The organism is Labedella populi (genome assembly GCF_004078655.1).
In the GTDB taxonomy this organism is placed as follows: Bacteria; Actinomycetota; Actinomycetes; order Actinomycetales; family Microbacteriaceae; genus Labedella; species Labedella populi.
The window spans coordinates 255,385-278,689 of the sequence record NZ_RZNC01000003.1 but is presented as its reverse complement, the minus strand read 5'-3'; the positions used below and the strand labels follow the sequence as shown (position 1 = coordinate 278,689).

General features: G+C 67.0%; 25 protein-coding genes and 1 pseudogene. 10 read left to right on the top strand and 16 right to left on the bottom strand.

The genetic code is table 11. The features are described from left to right. Nucleotides 1-9 precede the first annotated feature (9 nt). Entirely contained in the window at nucleotides 10-222 is a 213-nt protein-coding gene (locus ELQ92_RS09855; RefSeq protein ID WP_208004308.1) for a helix-turn-helix domain-containing protein, read from the top strand. Nucleotides 223-553: 331 nt separating this feature from the next. Here ELQ92_RS09855 and ELQ92_RS09850 read toward each other — a convergent pair. Then, nucleotides 554-1,009: pseudogene (locus tag ELQ92_RS09850) on the bottom strand (ribonuclease FAU-1 family protein); the annotation flags it as partial. A gap of 466 nt (nucleotides 1,010-1,475) precedes the next feature. Beyond that, entirely contained in the window at nucleotides 1,476-2,558 is a 1,083-nt protein-coding gene (locus ELQ92_RS09845) for a LacI family DNA-binding transcriptional regulator (RefSeq protein WP_208004307.1), read from the bottom strand. A 181-nt stretch (nucleotides 2,559-2,739) separates the two neighbouring features. Between ELQ92_RS09845 and ELQ92_RS09840 the strand changes: the two genes are divergently transcribed. Genes ELQ92_RS09840 through arfA form a run of 3 tightly spaced genes read left to right on the top strand, consistent with a single transcriptional unit; the run spans nucleotide 2,740 to nucleotide 6,133 of the window. Further along, nucleotides 2,740-3,456, top strand: a complete 717-nt coding sequence (locus ELQ92_RS09840) for a ThuA domain-containing protein (protein ID WP_128498794.1) — start codon at nucleotides 2,740-2,742, stop codon at nucleotides 3,454-3,456. After that, nucleotides 3,441-4,556 (top strand): Gfo/Idh/MocA family protein, encoded by a 1,116-nt coding sequence (locus ELQ92_RS09835; RefSeq protein ID WP_128498793.1) that lies wholly within the window; start codon nucleotides 3,441-3,443, stop codon nucleotides 4,554-4,556. Before ELQ92_RS09840 ends, ELQ92_RS09835 begins: the two co-directional genes overlap by 16 nt. Next, complete coding sequence (gene arfA / locus ELQ92_RS09830) at nucleotides 4,553-6,133, top strand: arabinosylfuranosidase ArfA (RefSeq protein WP_128498792.1); 1,581 nt, start codon at nucleotides 4,553-4,555, stop codon at nucleotides 6,131-6,133. Before ELQ92_RS09835 ends, arfA begins: the two co-directional genes overlap by 4 nt. Nucleotides 6,134-6,210: 77 nt before the next feature. Here arfA and ELQ92_RS09825 read toward each other — a convergent pair whose 3' ends face one another. The 6 genes from ELQ92_RS09825 to trpD all read right to left on the bottom strand — a co-directional run bounded on the left by ELQ92_RS09825 (nucleotide 6,211) and on the right by trpD (nucleotide 10,442). Continuing rightward, nucleotides 6,211-6,627, bottom strand: a complete 417-nt coding sequence (locus ELQ92_RS09825; RefSeq protein WP_128498791.1) for an RNA-binding S4 domain-containing protein — start codon at nucleotides 6,625-6,627, stop codon at nucleotides 6,211-6,213. Beyond that, a complete protein-coding gene (locus ELQ92_RS09820; protein ID WP_128498790.1) occupies nucleotides 6,584-6,793 on the bottom strand; it encodes an Rv0909 family putative TA system antitoxin in 210 nt (69 codons plus the stop codon). Before ELQ92_RS09820 ends, ELQ92_RS09825 begins: the two co-directional genes overlap by 44 nt. Before the next feature lie 64 nt (nucleotides 6,794-6,857). Then, a complete protein-coding gene (gene dhaM / locus ELQ92_RS09815) occupies nucleotides 6,858-7,586 on the bottom strand; it encodes a dihydroxyacetone kinase phosphoryl donor subunit DhaM (RefSeq protein WP_128498789.1) in 729 nt (242 codons plus the stop codon). After that, nucleotides 7,583-8,215 (bottom strand): dihydroxyacetone kinase subunit DhaL, encoded by a 633-nt coding sequence (gene dhaL / locus ELQ92_RS09810; protein ID WP_128498788.1) that lies wholly within the window; start codon nucleotides 8,213-8,215, stop codon nucleotides 7,583-7,585. The genes dhaM and dhaL overlap by 4 nt, the downstream gene beginning before the upstream one ends. Before the next feature lie 58 nt (nucleotides 8,216-8,273). Continuing rightward, the gene (gene dhaK / locus ELQ92_RS09805) at nucleotides 8,274-9,275 is read right to left on the bottom strand and encodes a dihydroxyacetone kinase subunit DhaK (RefSeq protein WP_128498787.1); all 1,002 of its coding nucleotides are present in this window, start codon (nucleotides 9,273-9,275) and stop codon (nucleotides 8,274-8,276) included. A gap of 105 nt (nucleotides 9,276-9,380) precedes the next feature. Then, on the bottom strand, nucleotides 9,381-10,442 hold the full coding sequence (trpD, locus tag ELQ92_RS09800) for an anthranilate phosphoribosyltransferase (RefSeq protein ID WP_128498786.1): 1,062 nt from the start codon (nucleotides 10,440-10,442) through the stop codon (nucleotides 9,381-9,383). Between the two features lie 142 nt (nucleotides 10,443-10,584). On the opposite strand from trpD, the gene ctaE reads away from it, so the two are divergent. From ctaE to ELQ92_RS09775, 5 genes are all read left to right on the top strand, one after another. After that, on the top strand, nucleotides 10,585-11,214 hold the full coding sequence (gene ctaE, locus ELQ92_RS09795; protein ID WP_481808274.1) for an aa3-type cytochrome oxidase subunit III: 630 nt from the start codon (nucleotides 10,585-10,587) through the stop codon (nucleotides 11,212-11,214). A 19-nt stretch (nucleotides 11,215-11,233) separates the two neighbouring features. After that, entirely contained in the window at nucleotides 11,234-12,046 is an 813-nt protein-coding gene (gene qcrC, locus ELQ92_RS09790) for a cytochrome bc1 complex diheme cytochrome c subunit (protein WP_128498785.1), read from the top strand. Nucleotides 12,047-12,100: 54 nt separating this feature from the next. Further along, entirely contained in the window at nucleotides 12,101-13,168 is a 1,068-nt protein-coding gene (gene qcrA / locus ELQ92_RS09785; protein WP_128498784.1) for a cytochrome bc1 complex Rieske iron-sulfur subunit, read from the top strand. Continuing rightward, complete coding sequence (qcrB, locus tag ELQ92_RS09780) at nucleotides 13,168-14,823, top strand: cytochrome bc1 complex cytochrome b subunit (protein WP_128498783.1); 1,656 nt, start codon at nucleotides 13,168-13,170, stop codon at nucleotides 14,821-14,823. The genes qcrA and qcrB overlap by 1 nt, the downstream gene beginning before the upstream one ends. Nucleotides 14,824-14,918: 95 nt before the next feature. Beyond that, a complete protein-coding gene (locus ELQ92_RS09775) occupies nucleotides 14,919-15,491 on the top strand; it encodes a P-loop NTPase family protein (protein ID WP_128498782.1) in 573 nt (190 codons plus the stop codon). Nucleotides 15,492-15,566: 75 nt separating this feature from the next. Here ELQ92_RS09775 and ELQ92_RS09770 read toward each other — a convergent pair whose 3' ends face one another. From ELQ92_RS09770 to ELQ92_RS09745, 6 genes are all read right to left on the bottom strand, one after another. Further along, the gene (locus tag ELQ92_RS09770) at nucleotides 15,567-16,013 is read right to left on the bottom strand and encodes a GNAT family N-acetyltransferase (RefSeq protein ID WP_243694964.1); all 447 of its coding nucleotides are present in this window, start codon (nucleotides 16,011-16,013) and stop codon (nucleotides 15,567-15,569) included. Nucleotides 16,014-16,021: 8 nt separating this feature from the next. Further along, on the bottom strand, nucleotides 16,022-16,441 hold the full coding sequence (locus tag ELQ92_RS09765; protein WP_128498780.1) for a cytochrome c oxidase subunit 4: 420 nt from the start codon (nucleotides 16,439-16,441) through the stop codon (nucleotides 16,022-16,024). Nucleotide 16,442: 1 nt separating this feature from the next. Beyond that, nucleotides 16,443-18,170, bottom strand: a complete 1,728-nt coding sequence (gene ctaD / locus ELQ92_RS09760) for an aa3-type cytochrome oxidase subunit I (protein ID WP_128498779.1) — start codon at nucleotides 18,168-18,170, stop codon at nucleotides 16,443-16,445. Beyond that, nucleotides 18,167-19,072, bottom strand: a complete 906-nt coding sequence (gene ctaC / locus ELQ92_RS09755) for an aa3-type cytochrome oxidase subunit II (protein WP_128498778.1) — start codon at nucleotides 19,070-19,072, stop codon at nucleotides 18,167-18,169. The genes ctaD and ctaC overlap by 4 nt, the downstream gene beginning before the upstream one ends. 177 nt (nucleotides 19,073-19,249) lie before the next feature. Continuing rightward, on the bottom strand, nucleotides 19,250-19,636 hold the full coding sequence (gene erpA / locus ELQ92_RS09750) for an iron-sulfur cluster insertion protein ErpA (RefSeq protein WP_166426761.1): 387 nt from the start codon (nucleotides 19,634-19,636) through the stop codon (nucleotides 19,250-19,252). Between the two features lie 85 nt (nucleotides 19,637-19,721). Further along, nucleotides 19,722-21,131 (bottom strand): dipeptidase, encoded by a 1,410-nt coding sequence (locus tag ELQ92_RS09745; protein WP_128498777.1) that lies wholly within the window; start codon nucleotides 21,129-21,131, stop codon nucleotides 19,722-19,724. A 38-nt stretch (nucleotides 21,132-21,169) separates the two neighbouring features. On the opposite strand from ELQ92_RS09745, the gene ELQ92_RS09740 reads away from it, so the two are divergent. Then, nucleotides 21,170-21,760, top strand: coding sequence for a DUF3043 domain-containing protein (locus ELQ92_RS09740; RefSeq protein ID WP_128498776.1), 591 nt, complete (start codon nucleotides 21,170-21,172; stop codon nucleotides 21,758-21,760). Here the strand turns inward: ELQ92_RS09740 and ELQ92_RS09735 are convergent. Beyond that, entirely contained in the window at nucleotides 21,735-22,799 is a 1,065-nt protein-coding gene (locus tag ELQ92_RS09735) for a quinone-dependent dihydroorotate dehydrogenase (RefSeq protein WP_128498775.1), read from the bottom strand. The two genes, ELQ92_RS09740 and ELQ92_RS09735, sit on opposite strands and share 26 nt — an antisense overlap. Nucleotides 22,800-22,825: 26 nt before the next feature. Beyond that, nucleotides 22,826-23,302 (bottom strand): transcriptional regulator NrdR, encoded by a 477-nt coding sequence (gene nrdR, locus ELQ92_RS09730; RefSeq protein ID WP_128498774.1) that lies wholly within the window; start codon nucleotides 23,300-23,302, stop codon nucleotides 22,826-22,828. Nucleotides 23,303-23,305 lie beyond the last annotated feature (3 nt).

Sequence of the window (23,305 nt, the reverse complement as noted above, 5' to 3'; positions counted from 1 at the left end):
CCCGGGGACATGGAGGCGATCGCGGCGCAGGTCCGCGAAGCACGGACAGGTCGTGAGTGGTCGCAGGAACATCTCGCCGAGCTCTCCGGTGTTTCTCGTCCCACGATCGCGCGGATTGAGGGCGGCGACCACGTAAACACCGCGAAGCTCACGAGGGTCGCCGATGCCCTGGGGCTGTCGTTCCGTCTCGCCACCACGGAGGAACCGACCGAGCGCGAGTGACCCGCCGCGGTCAGCCCTCCTGCTGCTGCTCTGCCACGGCGAGCTGCACACCGTCGAGCAGCACGTCCGCGATCGAGCCGCAGCCGGTCAGCGGGCGTGGTCTGCGATCACCAGCACCCGAGGGGTCAATGACAACACGTCGCTGACCGTGCCGAAACCCTCTGCTGTTCCGACACAGAGTTTCGGTTCCTACGCCGACTGAGCACCAGAAACCATCGTTGCCGGCGGGCCGTGGGTCATTGAGCCGCTACTCGGCGTCGGAGCCACGCGAAGTATCGTCGCGCGGGAGCCTCTGGGATCTGCGCACATGGTCTCCCGAGGTCGTGACGCTCTATCGGAGAAGGGGCCAGTGCGTCGGGAGCTCCGAAGCGTCCCACGAGGGGTCGGGTACCCACTGCGACCAATCCGCGTCGAAGGGGAATGCACGCGCGAGCGCCGTGCGCGTCGCGTCTCGACCGGCGCCCTCGATGGTCGACTGCATGGCTTCGGACCAGTGGCCTCTGCTCGTGTAAAAGGCGAGTTCGTCCTCGTCCTTGTAGCGCACGGACCACGAACCGTGTGCGTCGGTGGAGGCGATGACGTCGAGCGTCCAGTCCTGGTAGTCGAAGCCGATTGCCGTGCGTGCCCACGGTCGCTCGAGATTCACGTACCAGTCGGGAAGCCAGTCAGTTCCGTCGTGCCATCGCCACACGGACCACGGCGAACCTTTCGGATGCACGCGCACGACGGGTGCTCCGAACCACCTCTCTTCGACGTACTCTCCATCCCAGTCCTCGGGAGGACCTGTCGGCCGTTGGGTCCGCTGCCGATTCCTGCCCGTCTGCGCATAGCGGACCCGATAGGGGTTGCGACGACGGCCAGATCCTCGTTATCCACCAGCACTCGTCCAGTGACGGCGAAGGCGACTGCCTCGCCATGATGACCGAGCAACTGCACGCTCCGAAGCGTGACTGAGTCACCAGCCCGGAACGGTTCGGTTCTGACGTCGCGCATTGTCACCTCGTCATGTTGTCATCCACACGTCGATCAGTGAAGAAACGGGTAACGGCGTTACGCATCAGAACGCGCCGGGCCCCTCCCGGACCGGTGGGACGTCCGCCGCGCTCGGCGAGGCGGACGTCGCCCGCGACCTCGTGCTCTCCCTCGACGTCAGGCCGCTGCCGGTCGATCGGGGCGGGCTGCCGATCGTCTTCGCGTTCACGGCCGTCCTCGCGGCGGGGATAATCGTGTGGCGGGTGATGCCGGCGCTCCTCTCAGGCCTCGAGCGCGCGCGCCGAGCCCGCGGTCTCGAGGAGCCGAGTCGTCGAGTCGCGCACGACCAGGCGCGTTTCCAGCTCGATCCGTGGCGCTGACGCGGAGGTCGCTCCCCCGCTCTCGGGGTGCAACCGCCCGAGCATCCGGAACGCCGCAGATCCCATCTCGCGGATGGGCTGCTGGATCGTCGTGAGCGGCGGCGCAGCCCACGAGGCCTCCCTGACGTCGTCGAATCCCACGACGCTGAGCTGATCCGGCACGCTCAACCCGATCTCGGCCGCGGCGTCGTAGACGCCGAGGGCCATCAGGTCCGAGCACGCGAAGATGGCCGACGGGCGTGCGGCGCTCTCGCCGAGCAGCGTGAGCGCTGCCGAGTGGGCGACGGCCCGGTCCCAATCGGCGTGGACGACGCGCTCGGGGAGCACGGGGGCACCGGCGTCGCGGTAGGCGGTGAGGAATCCGTCGATGCGTGCGCTGCTGTAGAGATGGGCACGGGAACCGCCGATCACCGCGACGTCCCGGTGGCCTGCGGACACGAGATGCTCGGCCGCGAGGCGTCCGCCCTCCCAGTTCGTTGCCCCGACACTCGGGATATCTCCCGGCGGTCGCGAGCTGGGATCGAGGACGACGACCTGCCGCCCGGCCGCCGAGAGGGCGTGCAGTTGCGCAGCGGTGGTGTCGACGAGGACGACGATGACACCGACGGACGGCCGCCGCAGAATGCGGGACACCCACGTCCCCTCGTCGTCGGCGAGTGTCAGGACGAGATCGAGGCCGGCGGGGCTCGTCTCGCTCTCGACGCCCTCGAGGACGCGGCTGATCCACGAGCCCTCGATGCCCCCGACGACGACGTCGACGAGCCGCGACTCCCCTGCTCCCGCCCCGGCGGCGGTCCGTCGCGAGCGCCGGTGGTAGCCGAGCTCACGAGCGGCCTCCATCACGCGTTCCCGAGTGGCCGCGGAGACGTCGGTCCCGCCGTTGAGGACCTTCGAGACGGTCGGAACGCTCGTCCCGGCCGCCTCGGCGATCTGCACCATCGTGGGGCGCGCGGAACGACGCGCCTTCGGTAGCGACTCCGTCATGAAGTTGAACATATCAGAAGTTGCGCAACTATTGTGCGGATTTACGCATGATGGTGCGTGGTGATCCCTTGCAGAAGCCGCGTGAGCACGGCAGACTGGTCGGGAACCTTCCCCGCATTTAGAGCAGAACTTGCGCAAGTTGCGTGCATCCGTCCGGCTCTCCGGCTCCTCGAGGACGACGATGACCGATACGACCACCACCCCTCCCACCAAGAGGGCGCTCGTCGTCCGCGGAGGCTGGGAGGGACATCAGCCCGTCGAGGGCACCGAGCTCTTCATCCCGTTCCTCAATGAGAACGGCTACGAGGTGAGAGTCGAGGACTCCCCCGCCGTCTACCTCGACGCCGGCTACCTCGATGCCGTCGACATCATTGTGCAGAGCACGACCATGTCCACGGTCGAGCAGGACCAGGTCGCCGGACTCCGCCGCGCGGTGGAGGGCGGCACCGGCCTCGCGGGGTGGCACGGCGGGATCGCGGACTCCTATCGTGCAAACGCCGACTACCTGCAACTGATCGGCGGCCAGTTCGCCGCCCACCCCGGGAAACACCCGGACGTGCGGGTGGGTGAGCAGTCCGACAACTATGTCCGGCACACGATCGAGCTGACGCCGGCAGCCGCGGAGCATCCCATCACTCGGGGCCTGTTCGACTTCGAGCTCGTCACGGAGCAATACTGGGTACTTTACGACGACTACAACGACGTCCTCGCGACGACGACGCAGGCCGCTCGCGAGTGGGACCCGTGGTCGCGTCCCGTCACGTCCCCCGCCGTCTGGACCCGGCAGTGGGGCGCCGGCCGGATCTTCGTGGCGACGCCTGGTCACCGGGTGGAGGTCCTCCAGGATCCGAACGTGCGCACGATCGTGGAGCGGGGACTGCTGTGGGCCTCCCGCTGACGGTCGGCATCGTCGGTGCCGGGAAGATCAGTGAGCAGTACCTCGCCACTCTTCCGTCGCTGCCGATGCTGCGGCTCACCGCCGTCGCTGATCTGGACGTCGAGCGTGCCCGCGGTGTCGCCGCGGAACACGGTGCCCAGGCTCTCTCCGTCGACGATCTGCTCGCCTCGCCCGACGTCGACGTCGTTCTCAATCTCACGATCCCGTCGGCTCACGTCGAGATCGGCACACGCGCGCTCCGCGCCGGTAAGCACGTCTTCGCCGAGAAGCCGCTCGGCCTCGATCCGGTCGCGGCCCGCGACATGCTCGACCTCGCCGACGGTCTCGGCCTCCGTTACGGGAGCGCCCCGGACACCGTGCTCGGCACCGGGATTCAGACGGCGAGGACGGCCCTCGAATCAGGAATGATCGGCGATCCCGTCGGGGCGAGCGTCTTCTGGTCGGCTCCCGGCCACGAGAGGTGGCACCCCGCTCCCGCCTTCTACTACCAGCCCGGCGGCGGTCCGCTGCTGGACATGGGGCCCTATTACCTGACCGCCCTCGTGCACTTCTTCGGTGCCGTCGTACGGGTTTCCGGCGTCGCCTCCCGATCGGGACGCACACGCACGGTCGGTACGGGCCCTCTCGCGGGGACGTCCATCTCCGTCGAGGTCGACACCCACATCAGCGCGATCCTCGAGCACGCGAACGGCGTGTCGTCGACGGTGACGGTGAGCTTCGAGATCTGGCAGACACGAGCGCCTCTGTTCGAGGTCCACGGGACGTCGGGCACGTTCGCCGTGCCCGACCCGAACCGGTTCGGAGAGCCGGTCGAGGTCGCCACGGGAGAGGACCCGGAGTGGCGTGCGGTTCCCGATGCTGCGGGCTTCATCGGCGCGGGACGCGGGGTCGGTCTCGCCGATCTCGCCGAGGCGGTCTCCGAAGATCGGCCGCACCGGGCGAGCGGGAGGCTCGCCCTCCATGTGCTCGACATCATGGACGCCGTGCTTCGATCGAGCGCCGATCGGGCCGTCGTGCCGGTCACGAGCAGCGTCGCGCGACCGGAGCTCGTCCCCCTCCGCGCACTCGATCCCTCCGACCCCGAAAGGCGACTCCCATGACCGCAGCAGCACCCGTGACCGCAGCAGCACCCGTGACCACAGCAGCACCCGTGACCACAGCCACCGTGACCGTCGACCGCGCCGAGGTCGTCGCCCCCGTCCACCGTCGCTTGTTCGGCTCCTTCGTCGAGCACCTGGGGCGGTGTGTCTACGACGGACTCTACGAGCCCGCTCATCCCACGGCCGATACCGACGGCTTCCGCCAGGACGTCATCTCCCTCGTGAAGGAATTGGGCACGACCACCATCCGGTACCCCGGCGGGAACTTCGTGTCCGGGTACCGCTGGGAGGACGGCGTCGGGCCTCGCGATGAGAGACCACGCCGCCGCGATCTCGCCTGGCATTCCCTCGAGACCAACGAGGTCGGCCTCGACGAGTTCGCACGCTGGACGGCACTGACCGGAAGCGAGATCATGTACGCCGTCAACCTCGGCACACGCGGGGTGCTCGAGGCGCTCGACGTCCTCGAGTACGCCAACGGTGCCGCGGGGACGTCCCTCGCGGATCGCCGCATCGCGAACGGCGGAACGGAACCGTACGGCATCCGGATGTGGTGCCTCGGCAACGAGATGGACGGCCCGTGGCAGGTCGGCCACATGAACGCCGAGGACTACGGGAAGCTCGCCTCACGCACGGCGAAGGCCATGAAGATCGCCGATCCGGGACTTGAGCTCGTCGCATGCGGATCGAGCGGCTCCGGGATGCCGACCTTCGGCGACTGGGAACGGACGGTCCTCGAGCACACGTACGACGACGTCGACTTCGTGTCGTGCCACGCGTATTACCAGGAGTCGGGAGGCGACCTCGGTTCCTTCCTCGCGTCGTCGCTCGACATGGAGTACTTCATCTCCACCGTTGTCGCGACGGCCGACCACGTGAAGTACAAGCTGCGCCGTGACAAGACGATGATGCTGTCCTTCGACGAGTGGAACATCTGGTACCTCGAGGAGCATCAAGCGCGCGAGGCGGAACTGGCCGCAGCGGACACGGACGGCTCGCGGGAGTGGCCGTATGCGCCTCGGCTCCTCGAAGACGTCTACTCGGTCGCCGACGCGGTGGTACTCGGGAACCTGCTCATCACCCTGCTCGCGCACTCGGATCGGGTCACGTCCGCGTCACTCGCCCAGCTCGTCAACGTCATCGCCCCGATCATGACGGAACCGGGGGGACCCGCTTGGCGCCAGACCACGTTCTTCCCGTTCTCGGTGACGTCTCGACTCGCCGCGGGGGTTGTCCTCCGACCGCGGATCGACGTCGACACGTATCCGACGGCGAAGCACGGGGACGCCCCGCTCGTCGACGCGGTCGCGACGTTCGACGAGGAGGCCGGCTCAGCCGCGGTCTTCCTCGTCAATCGCTCGATCACGGATCCCGTGACCGTGACGGTCGACCTCGGGTCCCTCGATCTCTCCTCGATCACCGAGGCGCTCGTGCTGCACGACGCCGACCCGTACGCGAAGAACACTCTCGCCGATCCCGAGCGCGTGGGCCTCTCCCCCATCGACGCCTCCGTCTCCAACGGTGTCGTGACGGTCACGTTGCCTCCCGTGTCCTGGTCGGCGGTCGCCGTCCGCTGACCGTGACGTGCGGCGGCGACGGTCGTGGTGCACGCGGCTCGCCGCCGGCCGCTCGTCGCGACCCGCGACCACGGGTGTCAGCGACCGCGGAGGCGCTCGAGGTCGCGGCGGTCGCGTTTCGTCGGACGACCGCTCCCTCGATCCCTCGTCACGTCGGTCGGCGTCTCGGCGCGAGGCGGTCGCGGCGGGGTCAGATCCGTGTAGCTCTCCGCGGCCACGGCGGCGGAGACGCGCTTCGTGAGCAGCCCACGCACGACGACGATGCGCTCGTCCCCGATCCGGACACGGACGTCATCGCCGACCGAGACTGGCTGCGCCGGCTTCGCCCGCTCGCCGTTCACGCGGACGTGGCCGGCCTTGCATGCGGCGGTCGCGGCCGAGCGGGTCTTCGTGAGTCGGACGGCCCAGATCCAACTGTCGACGCGAACCGCCACGAAGGCCTCCCCCGCCCTACTCGTTCCCGATCTTCTTGTCGGCCGAGTCCTTCGCGCCATCGATCTGGTCGCGGTATCGGCCGCCGGTCGCCTTGTCTGCCGCCGCGGCGATCCCGTCGAGGATCTTGTCGCTCGCCCCTTCGGCCTGTTCGCTCTTCAGCGCCTTCGTCACGCGCTCGTCCTTCAGGAACTCCTGCGCCTTCTTGGAGATGTCGTCGATGCCCATATGTTCTGTCCTCTCGTCGTCGTCTTACCCGATCGGCGACCGGGTCGCCTCGCGGTCGTCCGGGTCAGGTTTCGCCGAAGCCGGACTCGATGAGCTCGGCGAGCGCGTCGACGGCCGGGCGTCCCGTGGGATCGGGAGTCGACAACCGGACGGTGGAGCCCGCCGTCAGCCCCAGCCCCATGATCGCGAGCAGGCTCTTCGCGTCCTTGCCGTTGACCGTGACGGGAACGGCATGGCGCGACGCGAGCTTCACGAACTCGGCCGCCGGTCGGGCGTGCAGGCCATCGCGATTCACGAGCACGACCGACCGCTCGTACGGTTCGTCCGCTTCGCTCGCGCGAACGTCGGCGATTCGCTCTCCACTCGCCGCGCCGGAACCCTCGACCGGGGCTGTCGGTTCTCCGGCGGTCGATTCGCCGTTGGCCGTGCGAGCGGCGGCGGCCACCTCGCCACGTGGGGAGCCGGAAGCGGCCGCGACGGCGGCGGCGACGGCTCCTTCGACGAGTGGCGCGTCGACGATCTCGATCCGCGCCTTGGCCTCGTCATCGAGGAAGTCGAGGGCCGTCTCCGCGGTGAGTACGGCCGATCCGAGGTCGTAGAGGACGACGACGCCGTCGCCGGAGTCCGTCGACGCGAGCCCGGTGGTGACCCGGTCGAAGCTGGTGCCGATACGACCGTCGTCCGTGCCTCCAGCCGCGGTGATCGTGACTCCCGCGGCCATCTGCCCGGCGAGCTCGACGACGCCCTCTGCGATCTTCTCGGAGTGCGAGACGATCAGGATCCCGACCGTCACGTCGCCGCCTCGACGGCCGCTCGGAGGATGAGCGCGCTCGACTGGGCACCGGGGTCCCGGTGCCCGACGGCTCTCTCGCCGAGGTAGCTCGCCCGACCCTTGTGCGCGACGAGGGGCTCCGTCGCGACCGCACCAGCTTCAGCAGCGGCAGCAGCTGCGTCGAGTACGGTCCGTTCGTCCGCGCCCGATTCGGCCGCGGCAGCGCCCGCCTCGACCGCCGGCGACCACGCGTCGATCATCGTCTTGTCGCCCACGTCGGCCTTGCCGCGGAGCACGATCCCGTCGCGAGCGGCCGTGAGGAGTTCGACGAGGCCGGCCGAGTCGATCTCCTCACGTCCGGACACGGCGCCGGCGGCCTTGAGGAACGCCGTGCCGAAGAGTGGACCGGACGCGCCTCCCACCGTCGAGATGAGCGTTGTGGCGACGACCTTGAAGACGTCGGAAGGTGTGGAACCGTCCGGGAGCGTTTCGAGCTTGGGCAGGACGGCGGAGAAACCGCGGTCGAGGTTCTCCCCGTGATCGCCGTCGCCGATCTCACGGTCGAGCGTGATCAGTTCGACACGGTGCTCGGCGATCACGTCAGCCGTCCGCCTGATCCAGGCGAGAGCCCAGTCCGTTCCCACCGTCATACGTCTGCTCCATCCCGGGCGCTCGGGGCGCCTCCATCGGTCTTCCTCGACATCAGGGTCATCGTCCCCACCTCAGCGCCGCCGTCTGCACCGGGGCGTCCCACAGCTCGGTGAGTTCGTCATCGAGCTTCAGGACCGAGATCGAGGTGCCCTGCATCTCGAGCGCCGTGATGTAGTTGCCCACGAGGTTCCGAACGACCGTGATCCCGTGCTGCGCGAGGACCTCAGCGGCGTGGCGATAGACGATGTAGAGCTCGACGAGCGGCGTGCCTCCCATGCCGTTCACGAAGAGCAGGACCGACTGGCCCGATTCGAACGGCAGATCCGAGAGGATCGGGCCGAGCAGTCGATCGACGATCGCGTCGGCCGGCTCGAGCGTGATGCGCTCGCGGCCCGGCTCTCCGTGGATGCCGATGCCGATCTCGATCTCGTCGTCGCCGAGCGTGAAACTGGGCTCACCGGCGTGCGGCACCACGCACGGGGTGAGGGCGACCCCCATGGTGCGGACGTTCGCGTTGACCCTCTCGGCGATCGCGGCGACCTCGTCGAGAGAATCCCCGCGTTCGGCCGCGGCCCCCGCGATCTTCTCGACGAGCACCGTCCCGCCGACGCCCCGTCGTCCCGCGGTGTAGAGGGAGTCCTGGACGGCGACATCGTCATTCGTGACGACGGAGCGCACCTCGATGCCGTCAGCGGCAGCGAGATCGGCCGCCGTCTCGAAGTTCAGCACGTCGCCGGTGTAGTTCTTCACGATGTGGAGCACCCCAGCGCCCCCGTCGACGGCCTTCGTGGCGGCGACGATGGGGTCGGGGGTCGGGGACGTGAAGACGGGTCCGGGAACCGCCGCTCCGAGCATTCCATAACCCACGAAGCCGCCGTGCAGGGGCTCGTGACCGCTGCCCCCGCCGCTCACGATGCCGACCTTGCCCTGCACCGGAGCATCCGATCGCACGATGAAGAGTGGGTCTGTGGAGGCGGTGACGATGTCGGCATGGGCGGCGGCGAATCCGGCGACGGACTCCTGCACCACGTTCTTCGGATCGTTGATGAGCTTCTTCATTGAAATCTCCGTGGTCGTCGGGAACATCGAGTGGAGCGGGAGCGGGAGTCCCGCTTCCACACACCGTACGCCGGATTGCGGTCGTCCGGAAAGGAGTGTCCCGAGTCAGGACGCCGGTGCTCGTGTCGCGGCGATCCAGGCGTCGAGTGTGCGGGTCGCTGCGCCGGAGTCGACGGTCGCGGCGGCGACCTCGAGTGCCGCCTCGAACCGTTCGACGAAGCTCTCCTGGACACGCGACGGCTCTTCCGCGAGACGGTAGGAGACGATCCCCGCGGCGGCGTTCAGGAGCACGATGTCGCGCACGGGACCGGGCTCCCCTGCGAGGACCCGTCGGACGACCGCGGCGTTCTCGTCCGGAGTCCCGCCGACGAGGTCCTCGATCCGGGCGCGCGGGATCCCCAGGTCGCGCGGATCGAGATCGTGCTCCGTCACGAGTCCGCGGCTCACCTCCCACACGTGCGAGTGACCTGTCGTCGTGAGCTCGTCGAGACCGTCGTCGCCGCGGAACACGAGTGCCGTCGCTCCCCGCGTCTGGAAGACTCCGACGATGAGGGGGACGCGGTCGAGTGAGGCGACACCGACGGCGGAGGCCTCGGGACGGGCGGGGTTGCACAGCGGGCCGAGGAAGTTGAAGACGGTGGGGATCCCGAGATCCGCCCTCACGGGACCCGCGTGGCGGAATCCGGGGTGGAAAGCCGAGGCGAAGGCGAAGGTGATGCCGACCTCTCCGACTGTCGCGGCGACACGCTCGGGCGGAAGCGACAGATCGAGGCCGAGCGCCGCGAGCACATCGCTCGAACCGGATTTCGAACTGGCGGCGCGGTTCCCGTGCTTGATGACCGGGATGCCGGAGGCCGCGGCGATGATCGACGCCATCGTCGACACGTTCACCGTACCGAAGCGGTCACCGCCCGTACCGACGATGTCGAGGGCCATCGAATCGGCCGGAAGCGGAACGGCGTGCTCGAGGATGGCGTCGCGGAATCCGACGATCTCATCGACCGTCTCCCCCTTGGCGCTCAGCGCCACGAGGAAACCCGCCAATTGCGCGGGACTCGCCTGGCCCGTGACGACCTGTTCCATCGCCCAGGTGGCTTGGGCGACGCTGAGGTCCTCGAGATCGAGGAGCGACGAGATGACGGCGGGCCACGACGGGGTTGAGGTCATGATGCGATTCTAGTGATCGCCAATCTGACAGTGGATTCACGGTGTCTTCCCGGTGCCCACTAAGGCTCTCCTAAGTTCGACGACCTGTAGAAAAAGCTCGGCGCTGCGCGAATCCGTCCTCGGGATCGGCCATAATGGAACGGTGACGAGCACTCCAGTGAACTTCGCGGCCGCAGCGCAGCGACTCAACAGACCGAACCCGGTGATGGTGGGGACGATCGTGTGGCTCGGCAGCGAAGTCATGTTCTTCGCCGGCCTCTTCGCGATCTACTTCTCCCTCCGATCGATGGCGCCCGAGCTGTGGGCCGAGCAGTCGGGCCTCCTCAATGTGCCCTTCTCCCTGGTCAACACCCTGATCCTCGTGTCGTCCTCCGTGACGTGCCAGATGGGTGTGTTCGCGGCGGAGAAGTCGAAGGCGCGCTCCACGTCGGGCAACCCGAAGGACTGGGGCATGGTCGAGTGGTTCTTCCTCACCTACGCACTGGGAGCCATCTTCGTCGCGGGCCAGGTCTGGGAGTACGCAACCCTCGTGAGCGAAGGCGTCACGCTGAGCTCCGACTCGTACGGCTCGGTCTTCTACTTCACGACCGGTTTCCACGGTCTCCACGTGACCGCGGGTCTCATCGCCTTCCTTCTCGTGATCGGACGCGCGTACGCGGTCAAGTCCTTCGGTCACCGTGAAGCGACGAGCGCCATCGTCGTCTCGTACTACTGGCACTTCGTCGACGTGGTCTGGATCGGCCTCTTCTTCGTCATCTACGTCCTGAAATAGCACCGGAGCGCACACACACATGTTCAGAACTTCCCGGAAGCCTCGAGCGGTCCGTAAGACCGGACGCCGCTCCCCCTTGGCGAGTGTCTCGCTCATCGCGCTCGGCCTTTTACTCTCCGGTGGCGCGTACGCCCTCGTGAGTTCCTCGACGGCGGTCGCCGACACGTCAGCGACCACCACGCAAGCGACGGTCGAGGAGGGGGAGAAGCTCTTCCAGGCCAATTGCGCGACGTGCCACGGCCTCGACCTCGAGGGCAGCGACGACGGGCCCAGCCTCGTCGGTGTAGGCTCGGCCGCCGTCGACTTCCAGGTCGGAACCGGTCGTATGCCGTTGCAGGCCCAGGCCCCGCAGGCGCCCGTCAAGCCGGTCCAGTTCACCGAGGACCAGGTCAACGCGCTCGCGCAGTACGTCGCCTCGATCGCACCCGGTCCGTCCATCCCGGAGGACCAGTACCTCGACGCCGAGGGCGACGCGGCTCGCGGAGCCGAGCTGTTCCGCGTCAATTGCGCGATGTGCCACAACGTCGCGGGCGCCGGTGGAGCCCTCACGGAGGGCAAGTACGCTCCGGCGCTCACGGGAGTGACCCCGACGCACATCTACGAGGCCATGCTCACCGGCCCGCAGAACATGCCGGTGTTCAACGACGCGAATCTCACCCCCGAGGACAAGCGCGACATCATCACCGCCCTGAAGTTCCAGGAGAACTCGACCTCCGTCGGTGGTCACCCGCTCGGCGCCCTCGGCCCCGTCGCGGAGGGACTGTTCCTCTGGATCGCCGGAATGGGCATCATCGTGGCGCTGACCGTGTGGATCACGGCTCGGTCCAACTAATCCCCCGCGCCACCCAGCATCGACGAACGCAGTACGGAAAGTAGAAGGAGCAACATGGCACAGGACGGTACCAGCGGCACGGAACTCGCCGCCGCCGGCGACCACGACGGGGCGCAGACCGTCTCGCCGGGCACGGCCGTCGTGTCCTCCGACGCCGTTCGCGACCCGGGTCTGCCCCCGCACCGGTTGCGCGTCACCGACACGGACCCGAAGAAGGCGAAGTCGGCGGAACGTGCCGTCTACACGCTCTTCTACCTCTCGCTCGCCGGCAGCATCTTCGCCGTCGCGGCCTACATGGCGTTCCCGATCGTGCCGGAAGACCTGCTCTCGGTCCGCCTGAACAACATGTTCATCGGCATCGGCATGACCCTCGCCCTCCTCGGCATCGGGATCGGTGCCGTCCACTGGGGCAAGGCGCTCATGGCCGATCACGAGGCCATCGACATCCGCCACCCTGTGCGCGGAACCGACGAGACGCGGGCACGCGCCGTCGAGATCTTCGACGAGGCCAACCAGGAGAGCGGCTTCGGCCGACGCTCCCTCATCCGCAACACGCTGATCGGTTCGCTCATCGCGTTCCCGCTTCCCGCGATCGTTCTCTTCCGCGGGCTCGCCCCGGAGGGTGAAGACCCGGTCGAACTCCTCAGCCACACGATGTGGGAGGCCGGCACCCGTCTCGCCCGCGACCCCGACGGCACGCCGATCAAGGCGTCGGACGTCACGATCGGCTCCGTCTTCCACGTCATCCCCGAGAACCTTCCGGGCTCCGAGCACCTGCTCGAGGAGAAGACGAAGGCCATCGTTCTCCTCATGCGCTTGAAGCCTGAGGACCTCGTCGAAGAGGAATCGCGCAAGGACTGGTCGTACAACGGCATCGTCGCCTATTCCAAGGTGTGCACGCATGTCGGGTGCCCGGTCGCCCTTTACGAGCAGCAGACCCACCACTTGCTGTGCCCGTGCCACCAGTCGCAGTTCGACGTGGCAAACCACGCCGCCGTCATCTTCGGACCGGCAGCTCGACCCCTTCCCCAGCTCCCGATCGCCGTCGACGACGAGGGTTATCTCGTCGCGCAGAGCGACTTCCTCGAGCCCGTGGGACCGTCCTTCTGGGAGCGTCACTGATGAGCACGTCAACCGCCACTCGGCCTGAGACTGCCGTCGAGAAGAAGTCCGGAGGCTTCACCGCCGCCGCATCGAACTACCTCGACGAGCGCACGTCCATCTCGGCCGTCGTCAAAGAGTTCGGTCGGAAGGTCTTCCCCGACCACTGGTCCTTCCTGCTCGGTGAAGTCGCCCTGTACAGCTTCGTGGTCATCCTCCTCTCGGGGACGTTCCTGACGTTCTTCTTCCAGGCGTCGATGGCCGAGGTCCACTACGACGGTTCCTACGTCCCGCTCAAGGGCGTCGAGATGTCGGCCGCGATGGCGTCGACGCTCGACATCTCGTTCGACATCCGCGGCGGTCTGCTCATGCGGCAGATCCACCACTGGGCAGCGTTGCTCTTCGTGGCCTCGATCGGGCTCCACATGATGCGCATCTTCTTCACCGGCGCCTTCCGGAAGCCGCGTGAACTCAACTGGGTGATCGGGTTCGTGCTCTTCATCCTCGCGATGGCCGAGGGCTTCACGGGCTATTCGCTCCCCGACGACCTGCTCTCGGGCAACGGTCTGCGGATCATCGACGGCATGATCAAGGGCATCCCGCTCGTCGGCACGTGGATCTCGTTCCTGCTCTTCGGCGGGGAGTTCCCGGGCACGGCTATCGTCGGCCGCCTGTACACGCTCCACATCCTGTTGCTGCCGGCGCTCGTGTTGCTGTTCATCGCCCTGCACCTCGTGTTCGTCGTCGTGCACAAGCACACGCAGTTCTCGGGTCCGGGCAAGACGCAGCAGAACGTCGTCGGCTACCCGGTGCTTCCCGTGTACGCGGCGAAGGCCGGCGGGTTCTTCTTCATCGTCTTCGGCGTGATCGTGCTGCTCGCGAGCTTCTTCACGATCAACCCGATCTGGAACTACGGGCCGTACGACCCGTCGCCCGTGTCGGCGGGAACGCAGCCCGACTGGTACATCGGATTCGCCGACGGCGCGCTCCGACTCGTCCCTCCGCACCTCGAGTTCGTGTTGTTCGAACGCACGTGGTCGTTTAACATCCTGATCCCGCTCGGCGCGCTGGGTCTGTTCATCGTGCTCGCCATGATCTACCCCTTCATCGAGGCGTGGGTGACCGGCGACAAGCGCGAGCACCACATCCTCGACCGCCCGCGCAACGCGGCGACGCGCACAGCGATCGGTGCAGCCGGTCTGACCTTCTACGCGGGCCTCTGGGCCGCGGCTAGCTCGGACATCATCGCGACCCACTTCAAGCTCACGATGGAAGGCGTCATCCACGCTCTTCAGTTCGTGGTGATCGCGGGACCGTTCATCGCATACTTCATCACGAAGCGCATCTGTCTCGCGTTGCAGAAGAAGGATCGCGAGATCGTTCTGCACGGCTACGAGTCGGGTCGCATCATCCGCCTTCCCGGCGGCGAGTACATCGAGAAGCACGAGCAGATCGACGACTACCAGCGGTGGAAGCTCGTGAGCTACCACGACTACAAGCCGCTCATGATCCGCCCGAACGCGCGGGGCAAGATCACGGTCGGTCAGAGGGCTCGAGCCTCGTTGTCCCGATGGTTCTTCGAGGACCGCATCGCGCCTCCCACCCGTGGTGAGATCGAGGCGTCGCACCACCACGAGGACCACGTCGAGATCGAGTCGTCGCACCAGAACCACTGACGCCGACCGCCGCACCCTGGTCGAACGAGCGGCCCCTCTCCTCGGACCTCGTCGAGTAACATCGATGGCGCCGACCAGGAGAGGGGCCGTTTCGTATGGCTGCGGAAGAGAACGAGAGTGCTGCCTCGTGCAAGGGCGCGCTCCCCCGCCGGATCCTCGTGGCGGGGTCGGCGGGTGCGGGCAAGAGCACGCTCGCGCGGGAACTATCGGAGCGGCTGGCGCTTCCCTATACGGAGCTCGACTCTCTCTACCACGGTCCAGGATGGACTCCGAGAGACGGCTTCCGACGCGATGTCGAGAGGATCGTCGCGACCGACGCGTGGGTCTCCGAGTGGCAGTACACACCCGTCAGACCTCTCCTGCTCGAGCGAGCCGAACTCCTCATCGCCCTCGACTACAGCAGGGGCCGTGTCATGAAGCGCGTGGTCGGTCGGACAGTCGAGCGGAGGCTCCGACGGATGGAGCTCTGGAACGGCAATCAGGAGCCTCCGCTCAAAACGATCGTGACGGACCGCGAGCACATCGTCCGATGGGCGTGGAACGAGTTCGCTCACAACCGCCGGCGCATGAGGGAACTCGAGCAGTCACCCCCGCCCGGTGTGCTCGTGCGGCGGTTCGCGACCCCACGACAGACGGAAGCCTGGGTGACATCCCTGACCGGCGTGTGACAGGCTTACGCGGATGCAACGACGAGGCCCCGTACGCGCGAGCGCGAACGGGGCCTTCAGGCCGCAGGATGCTCCTCAACCGCCGAGCGGCAGGATCTTCTTGTAGAACTCCGCAGTCACGTCGTACCCGAGGCGGCGATAGAACTCACCGGCGCGGGACGTCGACATCGTGAGTCGCCGAACGCCACGCTCCATGGCGTAGAGCTCGTTCGCATACACGAGGTCGGAGCCGACCCCACGGCCACGGGCCGACTCGTCCACGACGAGCTCCTGGAGGTGGGCCGTGAGTCCTGCGACGTGCAGTAGACGCGACACGCTCATGAGGGTGTACCCGATGACCGCGCCCTGGTCGTCTTCGGCGACGTGCAGGACGTTCGTCTCGTTCTCGCGCCAGCGGATGACGTTGTTGAACGCGACCGTGAAACCGTCGAGGTCGATGCTCGTCTTCTCCGTCACGAATTGTTGCGCGAGACGGAAGACGGCGTCGAGGTCGTCGAGGGTCCCCCGGCGGATGAGCGTCATGACACGTCCTAGCGGGCGAAGAAGCCGCGGTAGTACTCGTAGCACCATCCGACGATCGCGATGAGAACGAGAGGCAACCCGATGAACGCGATCCACGGTCCGATCGCGACGCCCAGGAAGACGAGCGCGAGGGCTCCGGCGAGGAAGATCGGCCACCAGCTCCACGGGCTGAAGTGCCCGAGCTCCGGGTCTCCGTCGTCGATGTCGGCCGTGAGGGTGTCCTCCGGCAGTTCGCCGCCCTGATGGTTACGCACGCGGCCCAGGTAGAAGGCGAGGAAGGCGCCCAGAGCAGCGCTCAGGACGAGCGCGACCGTGCCGACCCATTCGACGATGTGCTTGTCGTCGAGGAGGTTCCAACCGGTGTAGACGACCGCCGAGAGGGCGAAGAATCCGGCGAGGAGCCAGAAGAGGTTGGTATTCGCTCTCACGTCACTTCACTTTCTCGTCGCCGGCGTCGTACACCGGAGCGTCGGGAGCGTCCTTCGCCGGGCCGACACCGACCGGCATGGCTTCGGGGTGGTTCAGGTCGAAAGCGGGACGCTCCGAGCGGATGCGCGGGATCGACGTGAAGTTGTGGCGCGGCGGCGGGCAGGAGGTCGCCCACTCGAGCGATGCGCCGTAACCCCACGGGTCGTTGACCGTGATCTTCGGCGCCTTGCGGGCGGTGATGAAGACGTTGAGGAAGAACGGGATCATCGAGCTCGCAAGCACCATGGCACCGATCGTCGAGACCTGGTTCATCCAGGTGAAGTCGTCCTCCGGCGCATACGTGGCGTACCGACGCGGCATGCCGACGACTCCTAGCCAGTGCTGGATGAGGAACGTCATGTGGAAGCCGATGAACAGGATCCAGAAGTGCCAGTAGCCGAGCTTCTCGTTGAGCATCTTGCCGGTCCACTTGGGCCACCAGAAGTAGAAGCCCGCGAACATCGCGAACACGACGGTTCCGAAGACGACGTAGTGGAAGTGCGCGACGACGAAGTAGGTGTCCGACACGTGGAAGTCGAGCGGCGGCGACGCGAGGATGACACCCGTGAGTCCACCGAAGGTGAACGTGATGAGGAACCCGATGCTCCAGAGCATCGGCGTCTCGAAGGTGATCGAACCCCGCCACATCGTGCCGATCCAGTTGAAGATCTTCACACCCGTAGGGACCGCGATGAGCATCGTCATGAGGGCGAACCACGGCAGCAGGACGGATCCCGTGACGTACATGTGGTGAGCCCACACGGTGACCGACAGCGCGGCGATCGCGATGGTCGCGTAGATGAGCGTCTTGTACCCGAAGATCGGCTTCCGGCTGAACACCGGGAAGATCTCCGAGACGATGCCGAAGAACGGCAGGGCGATGATGTAGACCTCGGGGTGGCCGAAGAACCAGAAGAGGTGCTGCCAGAGGATCGCTCCGCCGAGCGCCGGGTCGTAGAGCTGGGCGTCGAAGACGCGGTCGACGCCGAGGCCGAGCATGGCGGCGGCGAGAACCGGGAACGCCATGAGCACGAGGATCGAGGTCACGAGGGTGTTCCACGTGAAGATCGGCATGCGGAACATCGTCATTCCAGGAGCACGCATCGTGATGATCGTCGTGATGAAGTTGACGCCACCGAGGATCGTTCCGAAACCGCTGAGACCCAGTCCGAACACCCAGAGATGCCCGCCGAGTCCTGGCGTGAACGTCGTACTCGACAGCGGTGTGTAGGCGAACCAACCGAAGGCCGCCGCGCCGCCCGGGGTGAGGAATCCGGCGACGGCGATGCTGCTCCCGAAGAGGAACAGCCAGAAGGCGAACGCGTTGAGCCGCGGGAACGCGACGTCCGGAGCTCCGATCTGGAGCGGCATGATGACGTTGGCGAAGCCCGCGAAGAGCGGAGTCGCGAACATGAGCAGCATGATCGTGCCGTGCATCGTGAAGAGCTGGTTGTACTGCTCCTTCGTCGCGACGACCTCGAGGCCCGGCTCGAAGAGCTGTGCGCGGATGATGAGGGCCATCACGCCGCCGATGCAGAAGAAGATGAACGACGAGATCAGGTACATGTACCCGATCGTCTTGTGGTCGGTCGACGTGATCCAGTTGACCACGACGTTGCCCTTGCGTTCGACACCGGTCGCGTTCACGACCTTCGCCTGGCCGGCGGGCAGCTCGACGGTACTCGTCATGACTCCGCTCCCTCTTCTGATTCGTCGCCGGTCAGACCGGGTGTGTAGTTCCTGTTGTACGTGTCGCCGTAGTCGCCGACGTTTCCGGCGTCCTCGAGGGACTGGATGTACGCGTCGTACTCCTCCTGCGAGACGACCTTGACGTTGAAGAGCATCTGGGAGTGGTACTCGCCGCAGAGCTCGGCGCACTTGCCCGCATAGGTGCCCTCTCGAAGAGGCTGAACGGACATGTGGTTGGTGATCCCGGGGTACAGGTCCTTCTTGTACAAGAAGTCGATGACCCAGAAGGAGTGCTGCACGTCGCGCGAGTTGAGGTCGAAGTTGACCTTCGCGTCGACGGGGAGGTAAAGCGTGGGGAGCTGATCCTGATCGACGGCTCCGGTGTCCGACGCGCCTTCAACCTCTTGAGCCTGGACGCCGACGGACCAGACGTCTTCGCCGTCTGCGGCTCCCTTGTAGACGAAGTCCCACGCCCACTGCTTGCCGTAGACGTCGATCTGGACGTCCGGTTCCTCGAACTGGGTCTCGATGATCGCCTGATCGCGCGCCGTGAAGGCGAAGAAGCCGAGGACGAGGATGAGGGGCACGACCGTGTAGAAGATCTCGATCGGCATGTTGTACCGCAGCTGGAGCGGAAGCCCTGTCTGGCCCTTGCGGCGGCGGTAGACGACCACGGCCCAGAGGGTCAGACCCCAGGTGATCACGCCGACTGCGAGCAGCACGATCCAGGAGTTGGTCCACAGACCCGCCACCATCTCGGTGCGGTCCGTGACGGGCGCCTCACCCTCCTTGAAGCCCGGCAGATAGCCGTGCAGTTCGGCCTGGGTGCAGCCGGCGAGCACTACCGCGAGGGTGAGAGCGACCGGAATTGCAGCCCAGCGGAGTCGTCTGTTCGAGCGCACCTGGGGACCTTTCGCAAGACACTGTTGGTTCCCTGACAGTCTAGCCCGAAGACACGGAGGGCCGATGACCACGGAGACGTGTTTCTACGATCTGTCGAAATCCCGATTCCCCGGTGGATACGCGGAAGCGGGAGCCGACCCGATGGTAGACCCCCGCTTCCGCGACGTGGCTGGGATTCAGTGGAAGCTGTCTCCGCACGCGCAGCTTCCCTGTGCGTTGGGGTTGTCGATCGTGAAGCCCTGCTTCTGGATCGTGTCCTCGAAATCGATCGAGGCGCCGTCGAGATACGGGACGCTCATCTTGTCCACGATGACCTCGACGCCGTCGAAATCGACTGCGGCGTCGCCGTCGAGGAACCGCTCGTCGAAGTAGAGCTGGTAGATGAGTCCGGAGCAGCCGCCGGGCTGGACGGCGACGCGAAGCCGGAGGTCCTCGCGGCCCTCCTGGGCGAGGAGGCTCTTGACCTTGGCGGCGGCGGTGTCGCTGAGCGCGACGCCGTGTGCCTTCTTCTGCGCCGCTCCGGCGAGATCCGTCGCCGGCGTTGTCGTCATCGTGTCGGTCATGACTCTCCTCGGAAGATCGGTGGACCGGTGTTCACCGGTGCGCTCGATTCTACCGCCCGTGACGCGGGATGGGGCCGCAACCGCGTCATCGTGTGCCGAGTCGTGCGAGCAGGAGCGCTTCGGACAGTACGGCGCGGTGGAAGACGCCCAGGTGGAGCGACTCGTTGGGGCTGTGGGCGCGGGAATGGGGGTCTTCGACACCCGTGACGAGGATCTCGGCATCGGGGAACGACTCGACGAGGCTCGCGATGAAGGGGATGGATCCGCCCACCCCGAAGTCCACGGGCTCGACGCCCCACGCGTCCGCCATCGCCTGCTTGGTGGCGGCGACGATCGGGCCGGAGGTGTCGACGAGGAACGGGTTGCCTGTGTCGAGGTCGTCGATCGCGGGCACGACGCCGAATGGAGCATTCGCCTCCACGTGGCGGATGAGCGCCTGAGCGGCCTCCGCTGCGCTCTGTCCCGGAGCGATACGCGCGCTGACACGGACGGAGACCTCGGGGAGGAGCGTGTTCGATGCGTTGGCGACGCTCGGTGCGTCGATGCCCGTGACCGTGATGGACGGCTGCCACCAGATGCGGCTGAGGAGCGAGCCGGTCCCGATCGGATGGACACCGCCGACGAGTCCCGTCTCGGAACGCAGCTGAGCCTCGTCGTAGGCCGGAGTGCTCCCTTCGCGGGAGCCCAGGCCTTTCACCGCAACGGAGCCGTCCGCGTCCCACATCGTGTCGAGCAAGCGGATCATCGCGAGCATGGCATCGGGGACCGCTCCCCCGAACATGCCGGAGTGGGAGGCGTGCTCGAGCGTACGGACCGTGAGCCGGAAGGTGACGTTGCCGCGGAGGCTGACCGTGAGAGCGGGGGTCGCATCGTCCCAGTTACCGGAGTCGGCGACGACGATCGCATCCGCCCGCAGTTCCTCGGCGTTCTCCGCCAGAAAGGTCTCGAAGGAGCGGGAGCCGAACTCCTCCTCCCCCTCGATGAAGAGCGCGAGACCCAGATCGAAGTCCGCCCCGAGGACCTCGGTCAGGGCGCGAATGGAGGCGATGTGGGCCATCACACCGGCCTTGTCGTCGGCGGCACCGCGGCCGTACAGGCGCTCTCCGACGACGGTCGGCTCGAAGGGCGCGGTGTCCCAGTCCTCGTCGCGCCCGGGAGGCTGCACGTCGTGGTGCGCGTAGAGCAGCACGGTCGGGGCCCCGTTCCGCGCCGCTCGACGAGCGAGAACGGCGGGCTGGCCGAGCTCGTCCGTGTCGCCGATCGCCGCCCGAGCGATCCGGACCGAGTCGAACACGCCGGTGCCCTCGGCGAGGGCGGCGACCGCCTCGGCGCTCGACTGCACATGAGCCGGATCGAAGGCCGACCACGACACCGATGGGATGCGGACGAGCGCGGACAGATCGGCGATGGTCGACGGCAGTCCGAGGCGCACGGCCTCGCGTAGCGCGTCGTCGACTTCGGCATTTCCGGGCACGGACGAGGAGGAATCGCTCATAGAGGTAATCTTAAGAGGCAGTGGGTGGAGGAACCGACGTGACCAGGAACAAGATAGACAACGCGACGACGACGTCGACGACCGCGGAAGCGGAGATCGAGGCGCGTATCGCCGCGGGCAAAGGGCGACCCACGCCGACGCGGAAGGAGCGGGAGGCGGCGAACAAGCGCCCCCTCGTCCCGGGTGACCGGAAGCTCGCCGCCAAGGAGGCGCGCGCCAAGATGACGGAAGCGCGCGAGAAGGCCCGTGTGGGCTACGCGGCGGGCGACGAGCGTTACCTGCCCGCGCGCGACCGAGGGCCCCAGAAGAAGTTCATCCGCGATTGCGTCGATGCCCGCTTCAACGTCGGGGAGTTCCTCATCCCGATCATGTTCGCGGTGATCCTTCTGACGCTCATCCCGAGCGCCGAAGTGCAGGTCTACGCGATGCTTGCGATCTGGGCGTTCTTCCTGCTCGCGCTCATCGACGTCTTCCTGCTGGGACGGCGGATCCGCAAGCGACTCGCGGAGAAGTTCGGCGCGTCGAAGGTCGAGCGGGGTGTGCGTTGGTACGCCGCGATGCGATCGCTTCAGTTGCGCGTGCTGCGACTTCCGAAGCCGCAGGTCAAGCGCCGACAGTTCCCGGAGTAGGTCGCGCGGCCGACCCGCGGAGGCGTGCGAGTCCACGATTGATGGAGCGTGCCCAGAGCGGTCCGGCGTAGACGAAGCCGGTGTAGCCCTGAACGAGGGTTGCGCCGGCTTCGAGCCGTTCGCGGACGTGTTCGGCGGTCTCGACGCCGCCGACGGAGATCACGCACATGTCGGACGGAAGTCCACGGCGGAGCAGCGTCAGCACCTCGAGCGATCGTGCCCGGAGCGGGGCGCCCGACAGTCCACCGGCTCCCGCTCTCGTGACGGTCTCCGGATCCGTGATGAGGCCCTCCCGCGAGATCGTCGTGTTGGTGGCGATCACGCCGTCGAGGGCTGTTCTCACGACGAGCTCGGAGATCCGTTCGATCTCCTCGTCCGCGAGGTCCGGCGCGATCTTGACGAGGAGCGGTGTGCCGTCCGCCGCTTCCTTGACCGCGGCGAGGAGCGGAGCGAGCCGGTCGATCTCCTGGAGACCCCTGAGGCCGGGCGTGTTCGGAGAGGAGACGTTGACGACGAGGTAATCGGCGAGCGGAGCGAGGATGCGGGTGCTCGTCAGGTAGTCCTCGATCGCGTCGTCCACATCGACGATCCGGCTCTTGCCGATGTTGACGCCGATGACCGGCCGGGCATGCTCCCGTCGGAGGGCGGAGAGGCGCTCGGCCGCACGCGCCGCACCCTCGTTGTTGAAGCCCATGCGATTGACGACCGCGCGATCGGCGACGAAGCGGAACATGCGTGGTTTCGGGTTGCCCGGTTGAGCGACGGCGGTGACCGTGCCGACCTCGACGTGAGAGAAGCCGAGCGCGCCGAGCCCGATGACGGCTTCGGCGTTCTTGTCGAAACCGGCCGCCACGCCGAAGGGCGACGAGAACGTGAGCCCGAGGGCGGAGACCGCCTCAGCGGGCGATGGACCCGTCAGGCGCCGGAGCACCGGGGCGAGACCGATCCGCGGTATCGAGCGGATGACGGCGAACGCGATGTGGTGGGCGCGTTCGGGATCGAGTCGCTTCAGGAGGAGGGAGAAGAGGATGCGATACATGCGAGCTTCAGGATAGCGGGCGAGCGCTATTCGCTTCGCCGCGGGTGCTCATCGCCGGCGTGCTCGACGCGCAGCAGCGTGATGGCCTCCTCGAAGTCGTCGAGCGAATCGAAACCTTGGTAGACGCTCGCGAACCGGAGGTACGCGACCTCGTCGAGCTCGCGCAGGGGCTGGAGGATCGCGAGTCCGATGTCGTTCGCGTCGATCTGTGCGGAGCCCGTCTGACGGATCGCCTCCTCGACCCGCTGGGCGAGGATGGCGAGGTCGGAGTCGGTCACGGGTCGCCCCTGGCACGCCTTCCGAACACCGCTCACGACCTTGTCACGACTGAACGGCTCGACGACGCCGCTGCGCTTGATGACGCCGAGGCTCGCGGTCTCGGTGGTGCTGAAGCGTCGCCCGCACTCGGGGCACTGGCGGCGCCGTCGGATCGACAGGCCGTCGTCGCTCGTGCGCGAGTCGATGACTCGCGAATCGGGGAATCGGCAGAACGGACAGTGCATGGG